A 16,973-nucleotide genomic window follows, 5' to 3' on the forward strand; every position below is an offset into this window, starting at 1 on the left:
TGGGGAGCTAACGCTTCTAAGATGCAGGAATACTTGTTTCAGAAACGCGCAAGGCCATGTTGCACAACATCTCGAACATGATCGAAACCCCAAGAAACGCTGTTCCACCGCTGGCATCGAACGGAGGCGACACTTCCACAAGGTCTGCGCCGATGATGTTTACACCTTTCAGAAGCCTGGCAACCTGGAGTGCCTGATACGAATTCGGTCCACCAACTTCCGGCGTCCCTGTTCCGGGAGCGAACGCAGGATCGACAAAATCAATATCATAGGAGACATAGGTTCGGCCCTCCCCGGCGACCTCTCTGGCTTCCTGCATGACATCTTCCACACCACGATCATGAAACTCCTCAATGGGAATGACACGGATGCCAACGCTTCGCGCAAAATCTCGATCCTCGGTATCATAGGTCGAACCGCGTATGCCGATTTGGATTACTCGCTTCGGGTCAAGCAACCCTTCTTCAACGGCCCTTCGAAACGGCGTCCCATGGGTAAATTTCATACCCCCGAAATAGCTTTCATAAAGATCGGTGTGACTGTCGAAATGGATCATGCCCACGGGCTCGGACTTGGCGAGCGAGCGCAATATCGGCAATGAACACAGATGATCGCCGCCTGCTGACAGCGGTACGATACCGGCGTCGACAACGCGATCGTAAAATGCAGTCATGCGCCGGAGGCTGTCGTCTACGCTGGCCGGGTTGGGGCCGACATCTCCGAGATCTGCACAATTGACCAGCTCGAAAGGTCGAATTCCTGTCGCCCCGTTCTCCGCCCGGATCATCGTCGACATGTCACGCAATTGACGCGGTCCGTGCCGTGGCCCAGGACGATTTGTGGTCCCGCCATCCCACGGAGTTCCGATGAGGCCGATTTGAACATCTGAAATTCGAGGATCATCAAGATCCACATGCGGCAAACGCATGAAAGTCGGAACGCCTGCAAACCGGGGAAGATCAAACCCGGATACCGGGTGAAAGAATGAATCAGCCAACTGTGCCTCCCCAACCGTTCCAACTGACCGGATGTAAGCAGAAGTTCGCCGGGCTTCCAAGCCCGGCCGAGAGGTTCGCTGGTGCTCGTGTCGCAAAACCACCCGATTTTTTCAGATGGTCGGTAGCCAGATGCCTTTCACATATTCGGCCTCGTCATCTCCTGGCCAGGGTGGCATGGAGATACAAATGAACTTGAGCGAAGCATCACCGTCACACCGGTACTGAAACGCTGTTCCGGCCGGAATATCTATGGACACGCCAGCCTCAAGGTCGACGGTTGTTTCCTTCACGCCGTCTGAGCGCCAGATCTGGCCCTTGCCTTCCAGGACATGCCAGAATTCATGCACGGTCTTGTGGCGCGTCGCCCGGTTCACCTGCCCCGGAGCAACGGTTGAGTGGATCATGTTTCCGGTCGGGCCATCCATGATGAAACGGATTTCTGCTCCGGCCGGTGACTTGGCGTCGGGAAAACTCGGTAAGACAGTCTGCTTCATGATGTTCTCGTCCGCGCATCAATTCTGACCTGAAGATAGTTCGAAAACCACCCGTTGTATCGTTTCTACAAACCTGTGATTTGCCAGTCCTTCCCCGTGACGGTTCCACGACAGAGGAAAGATCCGCAAGCGCATTTCATTTGCCAGTCGTCGGCATCGCCGGTTGCATAATCGAACGTCAATTCCTCACCTCGCGCGATGTCACGCATGGCATGAAAGCAAATCTGTCCCCTTATGCCGACATTTGGCTCACACGAATGATTGAGATGCATCATCGATCCTTCCCGCTCCTCCGGCGTTACCGGGCCGATAAACAAATCATCCTCGATCTGGATTTCAGACGGTCCAAGTGTCAGGGACAGCTGATCTCTTTTGTTTCGATCAAAGAGGTGACCGCCTTTCACAACGAGCAGCTCGCCCTTCGCGATGTCCGTCAAGGCAAACAATCCCTTGCCTTCAATCTCGCTGAGCCGTTTTTCAACCTTGTCGGAAAACCAGGATCGTACCATCTGGTGCCTCGTCCTTATTGGGAGACGAGGCACAATAAACGATTTCAGGTTGTCTTGTTGAAAATCTCGCGGCCGATCAGCATCCGGCGAATTTCAGACGTTCCCGCACCGATTTCATACAGCTTGGCATCGCGCAGCAAGCGTCCGGTCGGGTATTCGTTGATGTAACCGTTGCCACCCAGAAGCTGGATCGCATCAAGCGCAAGCTTGGTGGCGTTTTCGGCCGCATAAAGAATTGCTCCGGCCGCATCTTCGCGTGTGGTTTCGCCCCGGTCGCATGCCTTGGCGACAGCATAGACGTAGGACTTTGTCGCGTTCATGGCGACATACATGTCAGCAATCTTGCCCTGGACCAGCTGGAAGGTTCCGATCGGTTTTCCGAATTGCTCGCGCTCGTGAACATACGGGATAACCACATCCATTGCTGCTTGCATGATACCGATGCAGCCTGCCGCCAGAACTGCCCGTTCGTAGTCGAGGCCGGACATCAGAACGTTGACGCCCTTGCCGACTTCGCCAAGGACGTTTTCTTCCGGAACCTCGCAGTTCTGAAAGACCAGTTCGCCTGTCTCCGAACCGCGCATACCAAGCTTGTCCAGTTTCTGCGCGACAGAAAAGCCCGGAAAGTCCTTTTCGACAAGGAACGCAGTAATTCCCTTCGGCCCGGCATCCGGATCGGTCTTGGCATAGATGATCATGGTGTCGGCGGAGGGGCCGTTGGTGATCCACATCTTGGAACCGTTCAGGATGTAACGGTCGCCTTTTTTCTCGGCGCGCAGTTTCATGGAAACCACATCAGAGCCGGCCCCCGGCTCCGACATTGCCAGCGCACCAAGGTGCTCGCCGGTGATCAACTTTTCCAGATAACGCTTCTTCTGGCTCTCGTTGCCCCAGCGTCGCAGCTGGTTGACGCAAAGATTTGAGTGGGCACCGTAGCTCAAGCCAATGGAAGCCGACGCCCGGCTGACCTCTTCCATGGCAATGCAGTGTTCCAGGTAGCCGAGGCCGGAACCGCCCCACTCCTCTTCCACCGTGATGCCGTGAAGACCGAGTTCACCCATCTCCGGCCAGATCTCACGCGGGAACCAGTCTTCACGGTCGATCTTTTCTGCCAGCGGTGCGATCCGGTCCTGACTGTAGGACCGGACAGTGTCTCGCAGCATGTCGGCGGTTTCACCCAGGTCGAAATTGAAACCCGGAAAATCGTTGCGGATCATTGGTGTTTCCTCCCAGGGCCCCTGTGTTCAGGGGCGCTCATAGCGAACATAATCACTCAAGACGCCGATGCGGTCGTAGAGCAGACGCGCCCGCTCGTTGTCTTGATTGGTGTGCCAGTAGACGTTGCCGCTGGCCGTCGGTTCGGCCTCGGCCGCTGCATAAACAGCTTCGATCAGCTTGCGTCCGGCCCCGCCACCGCGGGTTTCCGGGCTGACAAAAAGGTCTTCCAGATAACAGGTCTTTTTCAAAGACCAGGTACTGTCATGAAAGAGAAAATGGACAAACCCGACAAGTTTGCCATCGTCGACCGCGACGCACGCCCGGTGAAAGTCAGGCGACAGCAACCTTTGGAAGAGCTCATTCGATAGGGATTCCGGCAGGTCCTGTTCGTAGAACTCCAGATAACTTCGCCAAAGCGCATGCCAGGCAGGCTCGTCCGTGGCCTGCAAAGGTCGAATCGTGACGTCTGACATTTCTCAGTCCTTCACTCCGGAAACACTCATCAGGGTGAAAAGGCCCGTTGCGACATGGACCCGGTCACCATCGTCCAGTCCGTAGACATCGGCCTTCGCGATCGTCAGCGTACGACCCGGTTTCACCACACGGCCTCTGGCCAGAAGAACCGGCTGTTTTGCAGGATTGAGCAGGTTGATCTTGTATTCGCTGGTCAGAACCCCGAAACCTGATGCAAACAGGGTCAGAGCGGCATATCCGGCTGCGCTGTCCGCGATCGATGAGGTCGCACCGGCATGAAAGAAGCCGTGTTGCTGGGTAAGGTCATCCCGCATCTTCAACTCAAGATCGACCCCGCCAGGCGACAGATGCACCATTTGGGCTCCAAGGTGCTTCATGAAGTTCTGAGCACCGAAACTGGACCTGACACGGTTTTCCCAATCAGGGTCTCTCGGAGACAGTTCCATCACACTTCCTCCGGCTTCGCATTGCTCTGAAGCTCAGTCATACGCACCTTCGCACCGGCTTCCACTTCTTCAAGTTCCAGCAATGTCAGTTCGATGTCCCGTTGCTTTTCAAGCAACTCTTCGCGGCGGGCTGCAATCTTGTCCAGCAACAGCCTCAGCTGCCCGGTTTCTCCGGGAGCCTTGCCGTACATTTCGATCAGTTCCTTGACTTCGTTCAGGGAAAACCCGAGACGCTTGCCGCGCAGAATAAGCTTGATGCGCGTGCGATCACCGGGCGTGTAGAGCCGCTGACGTCCACGCCGTTGAGGCATCACCAGACCCTGCGCCTCATAAAACCGCAGGGTGCGTGTGGTGATGTCGAATTCCTGCGTCAGCTGGGTGATCGTAAAATAGCGTTGCATGCCCAATCCTTTTCGCGGGCACAGTTCCGTCTTTTTACGTTAAAGTCAATACATTGATTTTAAACATTACAAATCAATAAGTTAAATAATCATCTAAGATCGTTCAGCGTCGCACCGCTCGCCAGAACGTTCAAATCAACATTGCCCTCAACACCCTTGATGGACCCCCGGTCCTGATATTGCCAGAGGGACCAGTTTTTCACGTAGGAAGGAGAATGCCAGATCGAGCGTGCCCAGAACCGGCGGTTCAATCCCTGCCCTTTCAGGTAGGTTAGAAAGAAGTCTTCCGGTACGTAGAAAATCACCTGCTTCCCGCGTTCGCGCTCCACCAGCCCGGCAAAGTCGCTGACTTCCTGAAGGAGTTCCTCGACCGGCGGACGTCGCGCGCAATTGCCAAGAAATTCAAGGTCGAGCGCAGGCGCAAGCATCTCCGGATCGTCAGGCAGGACACTCAGAAAGTTTTCCGCCTGCTTCAGACCAGGCTTGCAAAGACTGAAATAGTGATAGGCGCCTCGGCGAATCCCGGCCGCTCCCGCTCCGGCCCAGTTGCGCGCAAATGCACCGTCCTTGAAGTCCTCGCCTTCACTGGCCTTCATGTAGGCAAAGGCAACATCATCCCCGGCGACCTGCCCCCAATCGATTTCACCCAGGTGATGCGAAACATCGATCCCGCGAATTGGAAAATCGTCTCGGTCAGGTTCCCAGTTCATGAAAAAAAAGGCCGCTCCCGCTATCGATATGACACCACCAACGACAACGTAGAACAAAGTCCGCAAAGCTGCCTGCAAGAAATTCATTCTGCCACCCAAAACAACCGCAAGTGGCTTTAGGGTGACGCAAACTTCTTAAAATTCACGATAGAAAATTCGGCCAAAGGGGAGCTGCCGCCAGTTCAAGGACATTGCCATCAGGATCGTTGAAATAGAGGCTGGTTCCTCCCGCCGACCATTTGACTTCGCTCGTAATCGCCACTCCCTTTTCGGCAAGATAATTGCGCCAGGGCTGCAGCTGGTCTTTTGAAATTCGAAAAGCGAAGTGCCCGTGCCCCGAAGTATCGTGCCCCGGCACCGTTCCTCCTGACGTGACAACATCTTCGCCGCAGTGTCCGCGGTGAAACACGAGCAACGTCTGGGCTGGTCCACAGTCATAGGCAAAGAGCCTGTCCCCCTCGACCATCCGCTTCAGTCCGAGAACTTCGGAGTAAAATGCATGGGCTGCTTCCATGTCATCGACATAAACAGCCGTTTCCAGAATACCGCCGATTGTCGGCCTGGACATCTTCCCTGCTTCCTTCTCTTATCCACCTACAAATTTCCCGTCCCGGCCGTGTGAATCCATCCGTTTCAGGCGCCGCATATTTCCTTCGCTTCTCACCCCGCTCCGGCTGTCCTTCGAACTTTGGCACATTAAAAGCTGAACTTGTATCTCTGCACGACCTCAGCCTGGAAACAAAACGCTTGCCCGCGGCGCTCAACAAGGGTTCGCGCTCAAAGACAAAAAGAAAAGAGCGCACTGCGAAGGCAGTGCGCTCTCAGGTTCAACGCGATCAGAGCCAAGCCCTGAGAAACTCAGCTCACGGTCAGCTTGACGTCAATGTTGTTGCGTGTGGCGTTTGAATACGGGCAGACCTGATGCGCCTTGGCGACAAGATCTTCCGCAGCAGACTTCTCCATGCCCGGCAGTGAAATCTCCAAGGCCACTTCCAGGCCAAAGCCACCTTCCGAACGCGGCCCGATGCCGACGGTCGACGTGATCGACGTATCTGCCGGAACTGCAATGTTTTCCTGCCCGCCGACGAATTTCAGTGCACCAATGAAACACGCCGCATAACCGGCCGCAAACAATTCCTCGGGATTGTTTCCTTCCCCGCCAGCGCCGCCAAGCTCCTTTGGAGTGGCAAGTTTTACATTGAAGGAACCACTCAGGGTTTCCGCTTTTCCATCGCGCCCGCCAGTCGCCTTGGCCCTGGTTTCATAAAGCACATCAACAGTCATCGTTTCATTCCTTTCAGCTTGCCAGCCACTGAATATCGCCAGCGATAAAATCGCGCACGATATAATTTACTCACATATACCTGCACCTGAACGACGTCAACAGGTTGCGACCATATCGCGCACGATTTATAAGATGCCGGATGAGCGAGACGACAAATCAGATGTCTCTCCTGGACGCGATTGGATTAAACGCGCCCGAAGAGACGAAAAAGACCAAAAAAGAAACTTCGGCAGAAGAGCAGAACACTGCGGAAAAGCCGAAGAAGAAGAAATCCGGCAAGGCAAAGGCAAAAGCGGAGAGCAAGCCTGAGCCTGTCCTGGCGGATGCCGAAACACCGGAACAGGCGAGCGAAATAGCGCCCGCTTCACCCGCCGTTGTTCAGACGGATCTCGAGGTAAGTGCGGAAGAGACCGTCGCGGCACCAACACCCGAAGATCCGCTGACGCTCGACAAGTTCCTGTGCTTTGCGCTCTATTCGGCCAATCACGCAATGCACGGGGTCTACAAGTCCCTTCTGAAGGAAGTTGGCCTCACCTATCCGCAGTTCCTTGCACTTAACGTGCTTTGGGAAACCAACAATGTTCCGGTGGGAACAATTACCTCGAAACTGCAGCTCGACACCAACACCTTGACCCCGCTGCTGAAACGCCTGGAAACCATGGGGCTGGTGACGCGCACACGCAACACCAAGGACGAACGTCAGGTCATTTTGAAACTGACTCGCAAGGGACGTGCGCTCCAGAAGAAAACCGAGCATTTCAGCAACTGTGTTCTGTCATCCACCGGTCTGACCATGGAAGACGTCATGGATCTTCAAACGAAGATCATGAAACTGAGAGACAATTTGCGGGACACCGGCACCGCCTGATGCATTCAGTTGCCGGCGGCACCATTCGAGCGAACAGGAAGGTCGGTTGATCTACCGGCCTTCCCGGCCAAGCAACGTTTGACAGCTTGTCCTTTTCAGGGTTGCCAGGGCCTCATCGACCGGCCATTTGCAATCGACGGTCAACAGTCCCCAGATTTGAACGCTAAACGACGCCCAGAGAAACTCCGACGCGGCTTCCGCGGTCCATTGTTCGTGCAGCGCCCGGTCTTTTTCCAATGAGCGTGTCAGCACGAGAAGCCATTCCCTCAGCTCACTCATGCGATCTTCCCAGGCCCCCGATGCCGCCTCATCGGTTGTCCTGAGCCGGATGAGATCTGTCGCGACCGGGAATATCTCCTGCACGAAACTGATCCAGACATCAATCGTCGCCTGAAGGCGAAGTTCCGGGTCAGCCTCCTCAAAGGCAGCAAACAGACGTGCCTTGATCTCAAGTCTTTCATCCGCCCTTCGCACAAGAGCAAGAAGCAATCCGCCCCGAGACCCGAAGTGGTCGTAAACGGACTGCCGGCTGATACCGGCGGCCTTGCCGATTTCAGCCAACGAGACTTCCGCCCCCCTCTGAACGATGAGGCTCCAGGCGCAATCCAGAATTTCCTTGCGTGTTCTTTGCAATTTTCCAGAACTTGACATATGTAAAGCTTCTCATAATTTGACACGTGTAAAGCTACGGAGTTTCACGATGGACGTCAACAAACAGGTTATTCGATACACCGACTGGTACGGCGACGGCACAACTGGTGAGAGCCCCACGTCACAACAGTGGCAAAGCATCCTCGGACGTGCGGACGACAAGCCGGTTACGCTCATAAACTTCTTCAAGCTTAGGGAAGTTGCGGACTACGGTGATGGCAAAAGCGATCTGACCGGAGAACAAGCTTTCGCAAAATATGCGGAGGTCAGCATACCGACGATGGAGCGGGTTGGCGGGCGATTTCTATTCGTCGGCCCCCATCAGGGCTCATTTCTTGGAAACAACGAGGACTGGGACCTGATCGCGATTGGCACCTACCCCGATCTGAAAGCGTTCAAGGAGCTCTATGCCGACGAAGGATATCGGAAAGTCTTCCATCACCGCTCAGCTGCATGCGCAGATCAGAAAGTGATTGTTTGCGGAGAATGAGCAAATCGGCCGCAGTTGAAGGACTGCGGCTCCCTATGAATCAAACGTATTCTTGACGTTCGCGTCTCAAAGTTCACCCTTCATGGCCTGACAAGCAACTTTGAATAAGTAATACAACATCGCAGAACCAAAGACTAAGCACGCCCCCAACCACAAATAGATTTTAAATGCGCTATCTATATAAAGCATCAAATACGCAACCGAAAACATCAGCACAAAGCAAAGAGCTAGCCTCTTTACATTTTTGTTCAGCCAAAAGCGCACAGATCGCGATACTTCTTTCAATTGGTCTCGCTCCTACTGAGTCACACCAAGCAGACCGGTGAAATACGCTTCAACGATCTTGCTATTGACGATGATATCGATGCTGAACCCTGCCAGCAAAAGCCGCACCCCGTCATCGACTGCCATTTACTGCTGCCGGTATTTCACGCCTCCTGCTCCTTTTACGGCCTTGAATCACTTCGACATGACAAAATTCAATGTCTGCTTTGGCGCCAAGACACTGCGGCTTGGTCCGTTAGGTCGACCGGTCGCTTGGAGCCCAAACCTACCGAGCTAAGCACGCCGAGTTTTGCTCGCAGGTGGCTTCCGGCAAGTCAAATAATCGGATCATCGTAAAGTCTAAATCGTGAGCAGACGGGTCACGCATTGCGATGATAACCGTGACCCAATTCTCTTCTTCGTGGTAGTAATTAGAGCTACTCCACTTTACCTCACCGAGTGCGGCATTTAACGTTGGATCTGGATGCTCGAAACCTTCCAAAAGGTCCTGTACCGTAGCCTTAATTTCGGAAATTATTTCGCTGCCATAAGGAACTGTTCCATTTGCGCATTGCTCGGTGGCGTCCTGTATTTTTGTCCCAGTTATGACAACTAAAGCACTGAACCCGCTCGCCTTGGCACGCGGATTAGGCCCATCCAAGACTTCCAAGCTAGCGACATTCTGATCCAATTCGCTGAGAAACTGAGAAACCCTCGAAGCATTGATTTCTTCAATTTCCGAACACAAGACAATGCTCTCGGCACTTAGCAAATTCGCATTACTGCGAAATGGCATTGGAATTTCTGCGATAGCAGAAAACGGCGTTAGGCAAATCCACAAGGACGCAATGAAGTAGAATTTCATTTGTACAGTTTCCGCAAAGGTCTTTTTCGTCGCAAGGCGACAATCGCATAAGAAATTGATGGAGCAAGCAAAACACTTGGGCTGGGAACAAAAAAGGCCAAAGGCTTCCTATGAGTCAATGAATCGAACAGACACCGACATCGCAACGATAGGTGAACCCCGGTTGCCCGAGATCATCATGAGGCGGCAGACCGCCCAGCCTGACCCAAACCCATAAAAGCACCAACGTTAAGAGAACTGCCGAAGCTATATTCTTCTTTCTCGAAATCACTGTGCGCTCCCTAGTTTTAATCCATGAATTTTCTGAACCTGAGAAATGCGTACAACCACATCGTGAACAACGCGATTAGTCCGACGTACTTTCCATAGGGACTCGGAGTGATGACAACAACAAATAGAAAAGCCATTGCACCCAAGAAAATGAAGAGCAAATACCAAAAAAAGTTCCCGAACTTTTCTAAGTCCCTCTTGTCCACGACTTCGGCTCCCTATGAGTCACGGTTCAAATTGAGACAGCGGCGGCCGGGAACCTCCAACCCTTCAACCCTGGTACGGTCTTATCGACTTACGCCAGGGGAGAAAAAGACCCGGCGGCGACCGCTGAATTCGCTCCTTATGAGTCAATCTTACTTTGGGGCATGCTTGCTCTGGCATCATCATTCAAAACCTTCGAAGCGAGCATTTTTCTTGCAGAAAGAAAAAACCGAACAAGAAAAAATGGGGGGAAAAAGAAAACCAACAGAGCGAGAGTCTGCGTATACTTAGACGGCTCTGCGTTTCGGGCAAACAAGAAGTAACCTATGGCAGCAACACACCACACAAAAAACTCTGAACGATGTGTTCTCCAGGCATGCTCGTAAGCGGATTTACGTTCTTCACTAAGAGATATTCTTGATCGAATAAAACCCGCCATATCAGCTCCTTAGTTACACACTCTTGAATTCGGCAATGATCGCTTCCCACCGTGCTCGAGTGGCTTTCCGAGCTACGATTTCATCCTGCGTAACGTCAACCGGTTCACCGCCTTCAGTATACGCAAAAGACTTTTTATCTCCGCGCTCGTAGTCTTCGATTTGCTTAGAAAGCTTTGCGATCTCGGACTCTAAATTTTCAATCGCGTCTTCAATAGACATTTGAACTCCTATTTTAACTCATCGTCATTTTTAAAGTGCCCTTGCGTATAAAGACGAAGTACCATCAGCCCTGCCAAAAAGCCGGAAATGAGAGCATATGGTATCAATACCAGAAAGTCTGAAATCTGATGTCCATGACCAAACCAAAACATGGCAGTCAGAACGACCCAAAACACGAAAAACCAAACCTTGGAAGAATCCAAAATTGCTAAGTATTTCGATTTTTTATCTAACTTTCTCACGAGCCACCGGCTCCTTATGAGTCACGGTTCAAATTGAGACAGCGGCGGCCGGGACCCCAACCCTTCAACCCTGGTACGGTCTTATCGACTTACGCCGGGGGAGAAAAAAACCCGGCTGCGACCGCTGAATTCGCTCCCTACTTATTCAACTAGGTGCTCAGTAGAATTGCCAGCTGGCGGCGAAAAGAATTCGCTAAACACCCCTTCCAACTTAGGGTCAAACAAACAAACAAGATCTTGCGCCAGATTTTGGAAGAGCTCTTGCAAAATACCGCTAGCTCCGTACCACTCGCGTGATCTTTGTTCGTCGTTGAAGATTGTTTCGTCAGAAAACGATACCCCAGCCGCGCTTGCCAACTTCGCCAGCTCAAAAATCTCCTGGAAACTCAGTTCATAGCGCAGATCATGGGCCATAGTGTTCCGAAGCTTTCCGATCTTTCGAAGCAGTCCTAAAACGTTGTCATCAATCATCCCCAGCGCCCGACACATCCCAACAATTCCGGAGTAGCTAAGCCTATCCAGCTCAATCGCTTCGGGATGCTCAAGCTTAGCTCGCAACGCTTCGACTAAAATGCCCTCGACAACTAACTGGCCACGCAAAAAAGCATAGTTCAAGCTATCTCCAGACGTTAACAAATCAAACACCTGGTCAACCTCAGGCACAGGTCGTTTCTTTTGAACCATCTGCAGTCCTCTATTTCCGTTTCATTTTCCCAGCACTCTGAAGCTCTGCCCCCCAATTGTTTCGCAGCGTTGCATTCGTAATGCCGTACTTCTTGGCAATGGCATTCATTGAAATCTTCGGATCAGCACAGTCTTTGAGGATTGCCGCAGCCTTCTCCGGCTCTTTCTCCTCCCAGACCTGACGCTTTGGAAGCGCACCGATCTGCTTGCCCTCTGCCCTCGCCGCTTCAAGACCTTTCTTGGTCCGCTCCGAAGCCAGCTCGCTTTCCATCTGAGCGAACGCCGCCATCATGCAATGTGCAGCTGTCCGCGCACCCGGTTTAACGGCCCTCAATTTGAGTGCCCGCAATGTCGTTGAGAAAGCGTGTTTCCCGCTGAATATATCGCGACCTGCCCCCCCAAATGGAACCTTTTAGTCTGGACGGCCATCTGCAATCCGCAAGGCCAAGCTCGATTAAAGCGGCAACCCGAACCAGAGGGCCGCGATCCCCAGAAACGCAAAGAACCCGACAACATCGGTCACCGTTGTCACAAACACGCTGGAGGCAATGGCCGGGTCCACATTGAGCCGGTCAAGCACGAGAGGAATAAGCAGGCCGGAGAGACCTGCAAACAGCATGTTGATGATGATTGCCCCGGCGATCACGATGCCAAGGCCGGGGCTCGCGAACCAGAGCCAGGCCGTCAGACCGATCAATATGGCAAGCGCAAAGCCGTTGAGCGCACTGACCAGGACCTCCCTGTTCAGAACCCGCATCATGTTGCGGGCGGTCAGCTCCTGGGTTGCAATTCCGCGCACCGCCACGGTCATTGTCTGGGTTCCGGCATTGCCGCCCATGGACGCCACGATCGGCATCAACACGGCAAGCGCCACCATGGCTTCGATCGTGTCCTCGAAAAGGGCAATCACCACAGAGGCCAGTATTGCCGTTCCCAGATTGACCACCAGCCATGCCAGGCGGGAGCGGGCAATCGTCACCACGCTGTCGGAAATCTCTTCGTCACCAACACCGGCAAGTGCACGCAGGTCTTCTTCAGCTTCCTCCTGGATAACGTCGACGATGTCATCGACCGTCAGGACGCCAACAAGCCGCTCGTTTTCATCGACCACAGCGGCAGAGACAAGGTTGTAACGCTCAAAGCGGCGGGCGACCTCTTCCTGATCTTCCGTCGCCAGAACCGCTTGCCGGGTCTCTTCCATGATGGAAGTGACCTTCTCCGCTCTTTTGGTGCGCAGGATCTTGTCCAGGTGAACCGACCCGAGAAGCTTGAAAGTCGGATCGACAACATAGATCTCGTAAAAACTGTCCGGCAGGTCTCTGGCTTCTCGCATGTAGTCGATCGTCTGTCCGACGGTCCAGAAAGGTGCGACCGCGATGAACTCGCTCTGCATGCGCCGGCCGGCGCTTTCTTCCGGATAATCAAGCGCCTTTTGCAGCTGGGCGCGGTCGGCATAAGGCAGCTCTTCGAGAATGGCTGCCTGATCGTCTTCATCGAGATCTTCCAGAATGTAGACGGCATCGTCGGAATCCAGGTCCTCAAGACCTTCCGCGATGACTTCATTCGGCAAGTCTTCAAGAACCTGCAGACGCACCGCCTCATCGGTTTCGGTCAGCGCGGTGTAGTCGAAGTCGTCGCCGAGCAGCCGGATGAAGTCGGCACGTTCGTCAGCACTGAGCGTCTCAAGAAGGTCACCGGTATCGGCTTCATGAAGATCACCGGCAAGCGCCCGCAGCCCGTACTGGTCCTGGGCCTGAAGGGCCGCTTCCACGGCCGCGATGAATTCTGGATTGAGCCGGTCTTCTTCGTCGCGTACGGGAATAGAGGGTTCTTCGGAGGCGATCACATCAAGCTTGGCTGCTTCGCTCATCCGGCGCCTCCCTCTCCAGGCCTAGACTGCTTCCGGTAGCGCTCTACCGGCATTCCCCGACCAGAACTAGCGTTTGCAGGACGAAAGCGCTACCGGAAAAGGGAAACAAGTCCACAAGCTTAGGCACGCTTGGCTGTTTTTTTGAAACGAAACCCGACACTTGGCTCCTCAAATGCGCCAAGGACAGATCAAAAACCCGAACAGCCCTTGTCCCTTGCCGTCTGTCTCAACTGACCGAGATAGTCACGCGCCTTGCGCGGCAAAATGCTCTCGTCCGCCGATATGCAGCGTTCAGCCCGGCTGAATGCCCGCCGCGCCCGCTCCGTCTTCAGACAGACCCGCCCCTCGGCCAGGACCTCCTGCTCCACGTACCAGAGTTGCTGACAAGTCATTCCTCTGAAGTTCGCCGGATTGGTCGAGAGCGATTGAGCTGAGGCCAGCGTTACGCCCTCCCCGACAAAGAGTGCCGAAAAAAGCAGGATTTGCAGTACGGTCTTCAACCTGTGCAACAGAGACAAGAAGACCCTGTCACCCGTGCTGTTGCTGTCCAAGTTGGAGCTCCCGTGCGTTGCGCGTGCATTCTTCAAGAGACATTGCAAACGGTCACCTTTCATTCCCAACGCCCCAGTCGCTGAGCATGAGGAACGAACGAGGCGGACAAGGATTGCGCCCTCGCGTGCAGCAACTCCCTGCGTCCATCCTGGGACCTGACCGACACCAGTTCGGCATTTGACACCCATTTCCTCCAGCACCTGGCAAAATGCTCAGCGTGCGTTTTCTTTCCTGCAATTGCATCGGGAACAGGGTGATAGTCAATGTGGGCCTTTCCGAAGAAGCGGGACTTGCGAACCAGAATGTATTTGGGTTTGCCCAAGGGTCCCAGAACTTGTTCCAGCGACGACAAAAACAGTTCGCGCTCTTTTGGCGCAGCACCTTCAAGAAAACAGTAATGTTCGTCCCCCTGTTTCCTGACGACAAACTTGAGTTTGCTGACAGGCGCCTGCATCTGACCGGTGTGCCGCAGTGTCTCAAGAAGAGCCTTGCCGATTTGCCGCAGATTACCTTGCACCGTCCCATTTCTCAGGAGAAATCCTGCGGATTTAACAATTTTCGGAGCTGCCAGCAGGGCGGCGAAAGCTCCCAGGGCAAAGATGGCAGCAACTGCCTGAATAGATGCTCCGGCCGACAAGGCCGCTAACAGAGCAAACGTGAACATCAAGACCCCGCCTCCACCTGCAGACAGCACACTGATTGAACTCCGATAGACCCAGTGCTGGCGGGCGCGCTGCGCGGTAACAGTAGGCCGCAGGCGGGCGTCAGGAGTGCAGGTCTGAAGCGCGTCGTGCCATTTATGCGCAACAACTGTCCTGTCGGCACTCTTCGCAAATGTGGCACCGTTAATCCGGTTCACCTCCTCTTCGTTCCAGGTGACATTGGAAAACCCCATCCGCCACAGACCCGACTCGATCAGAATCGGTTCAGTAGAGGTCAGGCCCTCAAAGGCCTTGAAGCGCCGGCCAAGCATGCTGTAATCCTCACCCAGTTCCTCTCTGATCGGGTTCCAGCCGCTTCTCGCTCCCGTTCCTGCCCCGCTCAACTTCCCTATCTTGATGAGACTCTCAAGAGGATTGCTGAGCTCTGGCAAATTGATGCAGGCCAGATGCCAAATGTTGGCGACTTTTCCCGGAGCCCTTGGATCATTCCGGATAGCACGTCCCCGCATCTGATTTGACAACATGAACGAACCGACAATGCTGGCGAGAACAAGACTGTTGATAGAAGGCGCATCCCAACCTTCGCCAAGCAGCGACTGCGTTCCGATGAGAACCGTAACCTCTCCTTGCTGGAACACTTCGGTCACGACATGAACCATTTCGTGCCGGAGAGGCCCCTTCAACTCGACTTCTACATAGTCACTGTCATGCCGAAGCCGGCGGAACCGGACATCATCATCGACGATCCCCTTTTCTCTCGCTGCAGCCCGGAAAGCCGGTTTGGCATTGCGAGGCAGAATAACCAGAGACCCGGTCAGAACACCAAGCTTGTAGTGATACTCTCCACGCTCGCGCAGGACTTCAAACAGCGGCACGACACCGATCTTTGCGGGTTGGTAGTTCCCTTTTGAGCCGCTCTGCATCTGATCCCGATGAATGTAGTCGGTCAGGATGACCATCCGCAGCGCATTGCCCAGGCTTGAGGACTCCGCCGCAACAATGGACCGGATGGACTGGATCTTCCCCAAACTGTTTTTCAAGAGTTTGTTTGCTTCATCCAGGTTTGCGAGCATCGGTTGCCCTCTGTGCAGGCCGCCAAACGTTCGCAGACGCTTCTGGATATCCTTGCGCATCCGGCCGGCGTCGAACCACCGGGAAAATTCCTCGCAAATCACTCCTTTGAGCAGCTGTTCAAGAAGTTGACGGTTGAGTTCCGGCAGCTCCTCAAGTTTCAGACTACAATAATCCAATGCATCCGGGTGTATGGGCTGCCCCGAGGCTTTCAGAAACACGAGCCCAGCAAGAAAAAAATCCGCATTCCCGACGATCTCGTCTTCACAATCTCCGGGAACCAAATACCAGGGCATGTTTGACAGCGCCGACAGGAACCGGCTGTCATTCAGAAGATCATAGGCAAACGCATTCAGATCCTTGGCAAAGGTCTCGATGAAATCAGCTTCCGGGCCCGTTGGGGCTGAAAAACACACGAGATCCTGATGGGGACAAAGATCACCCGACTTAACGAGTTCGGGAATCGGGATTTCACAGTCGACAGATCCGCACAAGCTCTCATAGTTCGCCCATTCCGAAGCATCTGCATCGTAAGGGGGGGTCGCTGTCAGGGAGACCGTCTTCACTGGCGCCGATAAAGCTTGCCTCAGCTGAACCAGAGAACGATACCACTCCTTTCGAAGATGGTGCGCCTCATCGAAAATGAGCGTGCCAACACCCAGATCCCGGCACTTTTGAAACAACGCTTCACCCAGCGGTTCACCACCGCTTTCATCTTCTTCGTCCCCCTCGCCGCTAAGCGCCGCATGCAGACCCTGATATGTGCTTATCGTCAAAAATCGAGGTCGCCGGATGTCCAGGGAAATCCAGTCCGGATTCGATCCCTCGGGCATAAACAGATCCACCAGCCGGGTCTTCCACTGGTTTCTGATTGCCAGGGATGGCGCAAAAATCAGTGTCGGTTTGCCAAGGCGCCGCATGACTTCCAGGCCAAGCACGGTCTTGCCCGACCCAGGAGCAGCAACGACGTGCAATTGAGCATCGCTCAGATGATCGTTCAGTTCATCGAGAACCCGTTGCTGGTAACTTCGCCAGGGAAACTTGAAACGCAATTCTTCCAATCAGCCGGCCCGGATTTCGATCAAG

General features: G+C 53.9%; 21 protein-coding genes. 2 read left to right on the forward strand and 19 right to left on the reverse strand.

Annotated elements, in window-relative coordinates:
* Positions 1 to 16: 16 nt before the first annotated feature.
* The 10 genes from speB to ABLO27_RS06985 all read right to left on the reverse strand — a co-directional run bounded on the left by speB (position 17) and on the right by ABLO27_RS06985 (position 6,534).
* Positions 17 to 997 (reverse strand): agmatinase, encoded by a 981-nt coding sequence (gene speB / locus ABLO27_RS06940; RefSeq protein ID WP_353031522.1) that lies wholly within the window; start codon positions 995 to 997, stop codon positions 17 to 19.
* Positions 998 to 1,108: 111 nt separating this feature from the next.
* Positions 1,109 to 1,492 (reverse strand): cupin domain-containing protein, encoded by a 384-nt coding sequence (locus ABLO27_RS06945; RefSeq protein ID WP_353031524.1) that lies wholly within the window; start codon positions 1,490 to 1,492, stop codon positions 1,109 to 1,111.
* Positions 1,493 to 1,557: 65 nt separating this feature from the next.
* Positions 1,558 to 2,001, reverse strand: coding sequence for an SET domain-containing protein (locus ABLO27_RS06950; protein ID WP_353031526.1), 444 nt, complete (start codon positions 1,999 to 2,001; stop codon positions 1,558 to 1,560).
* 44 nt (positions 2,002 to 2,045) lie between these two features.
* Positions 2,046 to 3,218: an isovaleryl-CoA dehydrogenase gene (locus ABLO27_RS06955; protein ID WP_353031528.1), complete on the reverse strand. Its 1,173-nt coding sequence runs from the start codon at positions 3,216 to 3,218 to the stop codon at positions 2,046 to 2,048.
* A gap of 27 nt (positions 3,219 to 3,245) precedes the next feature.
* Positions 3,246 to 3,692, reverse strand: coding sequence for a GNAT family N-acetyltransferase (locus ABLO27_RS06960; RefSeq protein WP_353031530.1), 447 nt, complete (start codon positions 3,690 to 3,692; stop codon positions 3,246 to 3,248).
* 3 nt (positions 3,693 to 3,695) lie between these two features.
* Positions 3,696 to 4,139, reverse strand: coding sequence for a PaaI family thioesterase (locus ABLO27_RS06965; protein WP_353031532.1), 444 nt, complete (start codon positions 4,137 to 4,139; stop codon positions 3,696 to 3,698).
* Positions 4,139 to 4,540, reverse strand: coding sequence for a MerR family transcriptional regulator (locus ABLO27_RS06970; RefSeq protein ID WP_353031534.1), 402 nt, complete (start codon positions 4,538 to 4,540; stop codon positions 4,139 to 4,141). Before ABLO27_RS06970 ends, ABLO27_RS06965 begins: the two co-directional genes overlap by 1 nt.
* Positions 4,541 to 4,629: 89 nt before the next feature.
* A complete protein-coding gene (locus ABLO27_RS06975) occupies positions 4,630 to 5,337 on the reverse strand; it encodes a glycoside hydrolase family 25 protein (RefSeq protein ID WP_353031536.1) in 708 nt (235 codons plus the stop codon).
* A gap of 55 nt (positions 5,338 to 5,392) precedes the next feature.
* Complete coding sequence (locus tag ABLO27_RS06980) at positions 5,393 to 5,818, reverse strand: VOC family protein (RefSeq protein ID WP_353031538.1); 426 nt, start codon at positions 5,816 to 5,818, stop codon at positions 5,393 to 5,395.
* A gap of 290 nt (positions 5,819 to 6,108) precedes the next feature.
* Entirely contained in the window at positions 6,109 to 6,534 is a 426-nt protein-coding gene (locus ABLO27_RS06985; RefSeq protein WP_353031540.1) for an organic hydroperoxide resistance protein, read from the reverse strand.
* Between the two features lie 140 nt (positions 6,535 to 6,674).
* Between ABLO27_RS06985 and ABLO27_RS06990 the strand changes: the two genes are divergently transcribed.
* Positions 6,675 to 7,403 (forward strand): MarR family winged helix-turn-helix transcriptional regulator, encoded by a 729-nt coding sequence (locus tag ABLO27_RS06990; RefSeq protein ID WP_353031542.1) that lies wholly within the window; start codon positions 6,675 to 6,677, stop codon positions 7,401 to 7,403.
* Between the two features lie 51 nt (positions 7,404 to 7,454).
* Here ABLO27_RS06990 and ABLO27_RS06995 read toward each other — a convergent pair whose 3' ends face one another.
* Positions 7,455 to 8,054 (reverse strand): TetR/AcrR family transcriptional regulator, encoded by a 600-nt coding sequence (locus ABLO27_RS06995; protein WP_353031544.1) that lies wholly within the window; start codon positions 8,052 to 8,054, stop codon positions 7,455 to 7,457.
* 49 nt (positions 8,055 to 8,103) lie between these two features.
* Here ABLO27_RS06995 and ABLO27_RS07000 point away from each other — a divergent pair, with 49 nt between their 5' ends.
* Positions 8,104 to 8,544, forward strand: coding sequence for a DUF1330 domain-containing protein (locus tag ABLO27_RS07000; protein ID WP_353031546.1), 441 nt, complete (start codon positions 8,104 to 8,106; stop codon positions 8,542 to 8,544).
* 550 nt (positions 8,545 to 9,094) lie between these two features.
* On the opposite strand, the gene ABLO27_RS07005 is transcribed toward ABLO27_RS07000, so the two are convergent.
* From ABLO27_RS07005 to ABLO27_RS07040, 8 genes are all read right to left on the reverse strand, one after another.
* The gene (locus ABLO27_RS07005) at positions 9,095 to 9,673 is read right to left on the reverse strand and encodes a hypothetical protein (protein ID WP_353031548.1); all 579 of its coding nucleotides are present in this window, start codon (positions 9,671 to 9,673) and stop codon (positions 9,095 to 9,097) included.
* 926 nt (positions 9,674 to 10,599) lie between these two features.
* Positions 10,600 to 10,806, reverse strand: coding sequence for a hypothetical protein (locus tag ABLO27_RS07010; protein ID WP_353031550.1), 207 nt, complete (start codon positions 10,804 to 10,806; stop codon positions 10,600 to 10,602).
* Positions 10,807 to 10,814: 8 nt separating this feature from the next.
* Entirely contained in the window at positions 10,815 to 11,048 is a 234-nt protein-coding gene (locus ABLO27_RS07015) for a hypothetical protein (protein WP_353031552.1), read from the reverse strand.
* Between the two features lie 141 nt (positions 11,049 to 11,189).
* Positions 11,190 to 11,732 (reverse strand): hypothetical protein, encoded by a 543-nt coding sequence (locus tag ABLO27_RS07020; protein ID WP_353031554.1) that lies wholly within the window; start codon positions 11,730 to 11,732, stop codon positions 11,190 to 11,192.
* Positions 11,733 to 11,742: 10 nt separating this feature from the next.
* The gene (locus ABLO27_RS07025) at positions 11,743 to 12,024 is read right to left on the reverse strand and encodes a recombinase family protein (protein ID WP_353031556.1); all 282 of its coding nucleotides are present in this window, start codon (positions 12,022 to 12,024) and stop codon (positions 11,743 to 11,745) included.
* A 162-nt stretch (positions 12,025 to 12,186) separates the two neighbouring features.
* The gene (gene mgtE, locus ABLO27_RS07030) at positions 12,187 to 13,602 is read right to left on the reverse strand and encodes a magnesium transporter (protein ID WP_353031558.1); all 1,416 of its coding nucleotides are present in this window, start codon (positions 13,600 to 13,602) and stop codon (positions 12,187 to 12,189) included.
* 188 nt (positions 13,603 to 13,790) lie between these two features.
* Positions 13,791 to 14,153, reverse strand: a complete 363-nt coding sequence (locus tag ABLO27_RS07035; RefSeq protein ID WP_353031560.1) for a hypothetical protein — start codon at positions 14,151 to 14,153, stop codon at positions 13,791 to 13,793.
* 59 nt (positions 14,154 to 14,212) lie between these two features.
* A complete protein-coding gene (locus ABLO27_RS07040; RefSeq protein ID WP_353031562.1) occupies positions 14,213 to 16,948 on the reverse strand; it encodes a DEAD/DEAH box helicase family protein in 2,736 nt (911 codons plus the stop codon).
* Positions 16,949 to 16,973 lie beyond the last annotated feature (25 nt).

Source organism: Roseibium sp. SCP15 (assembly GCF_040329435.1).
GTDB lineage: Bacteria > Pseudomonadota > Alphaproteobacteria > Rhizobiales > Stappiaceae > Roseibium.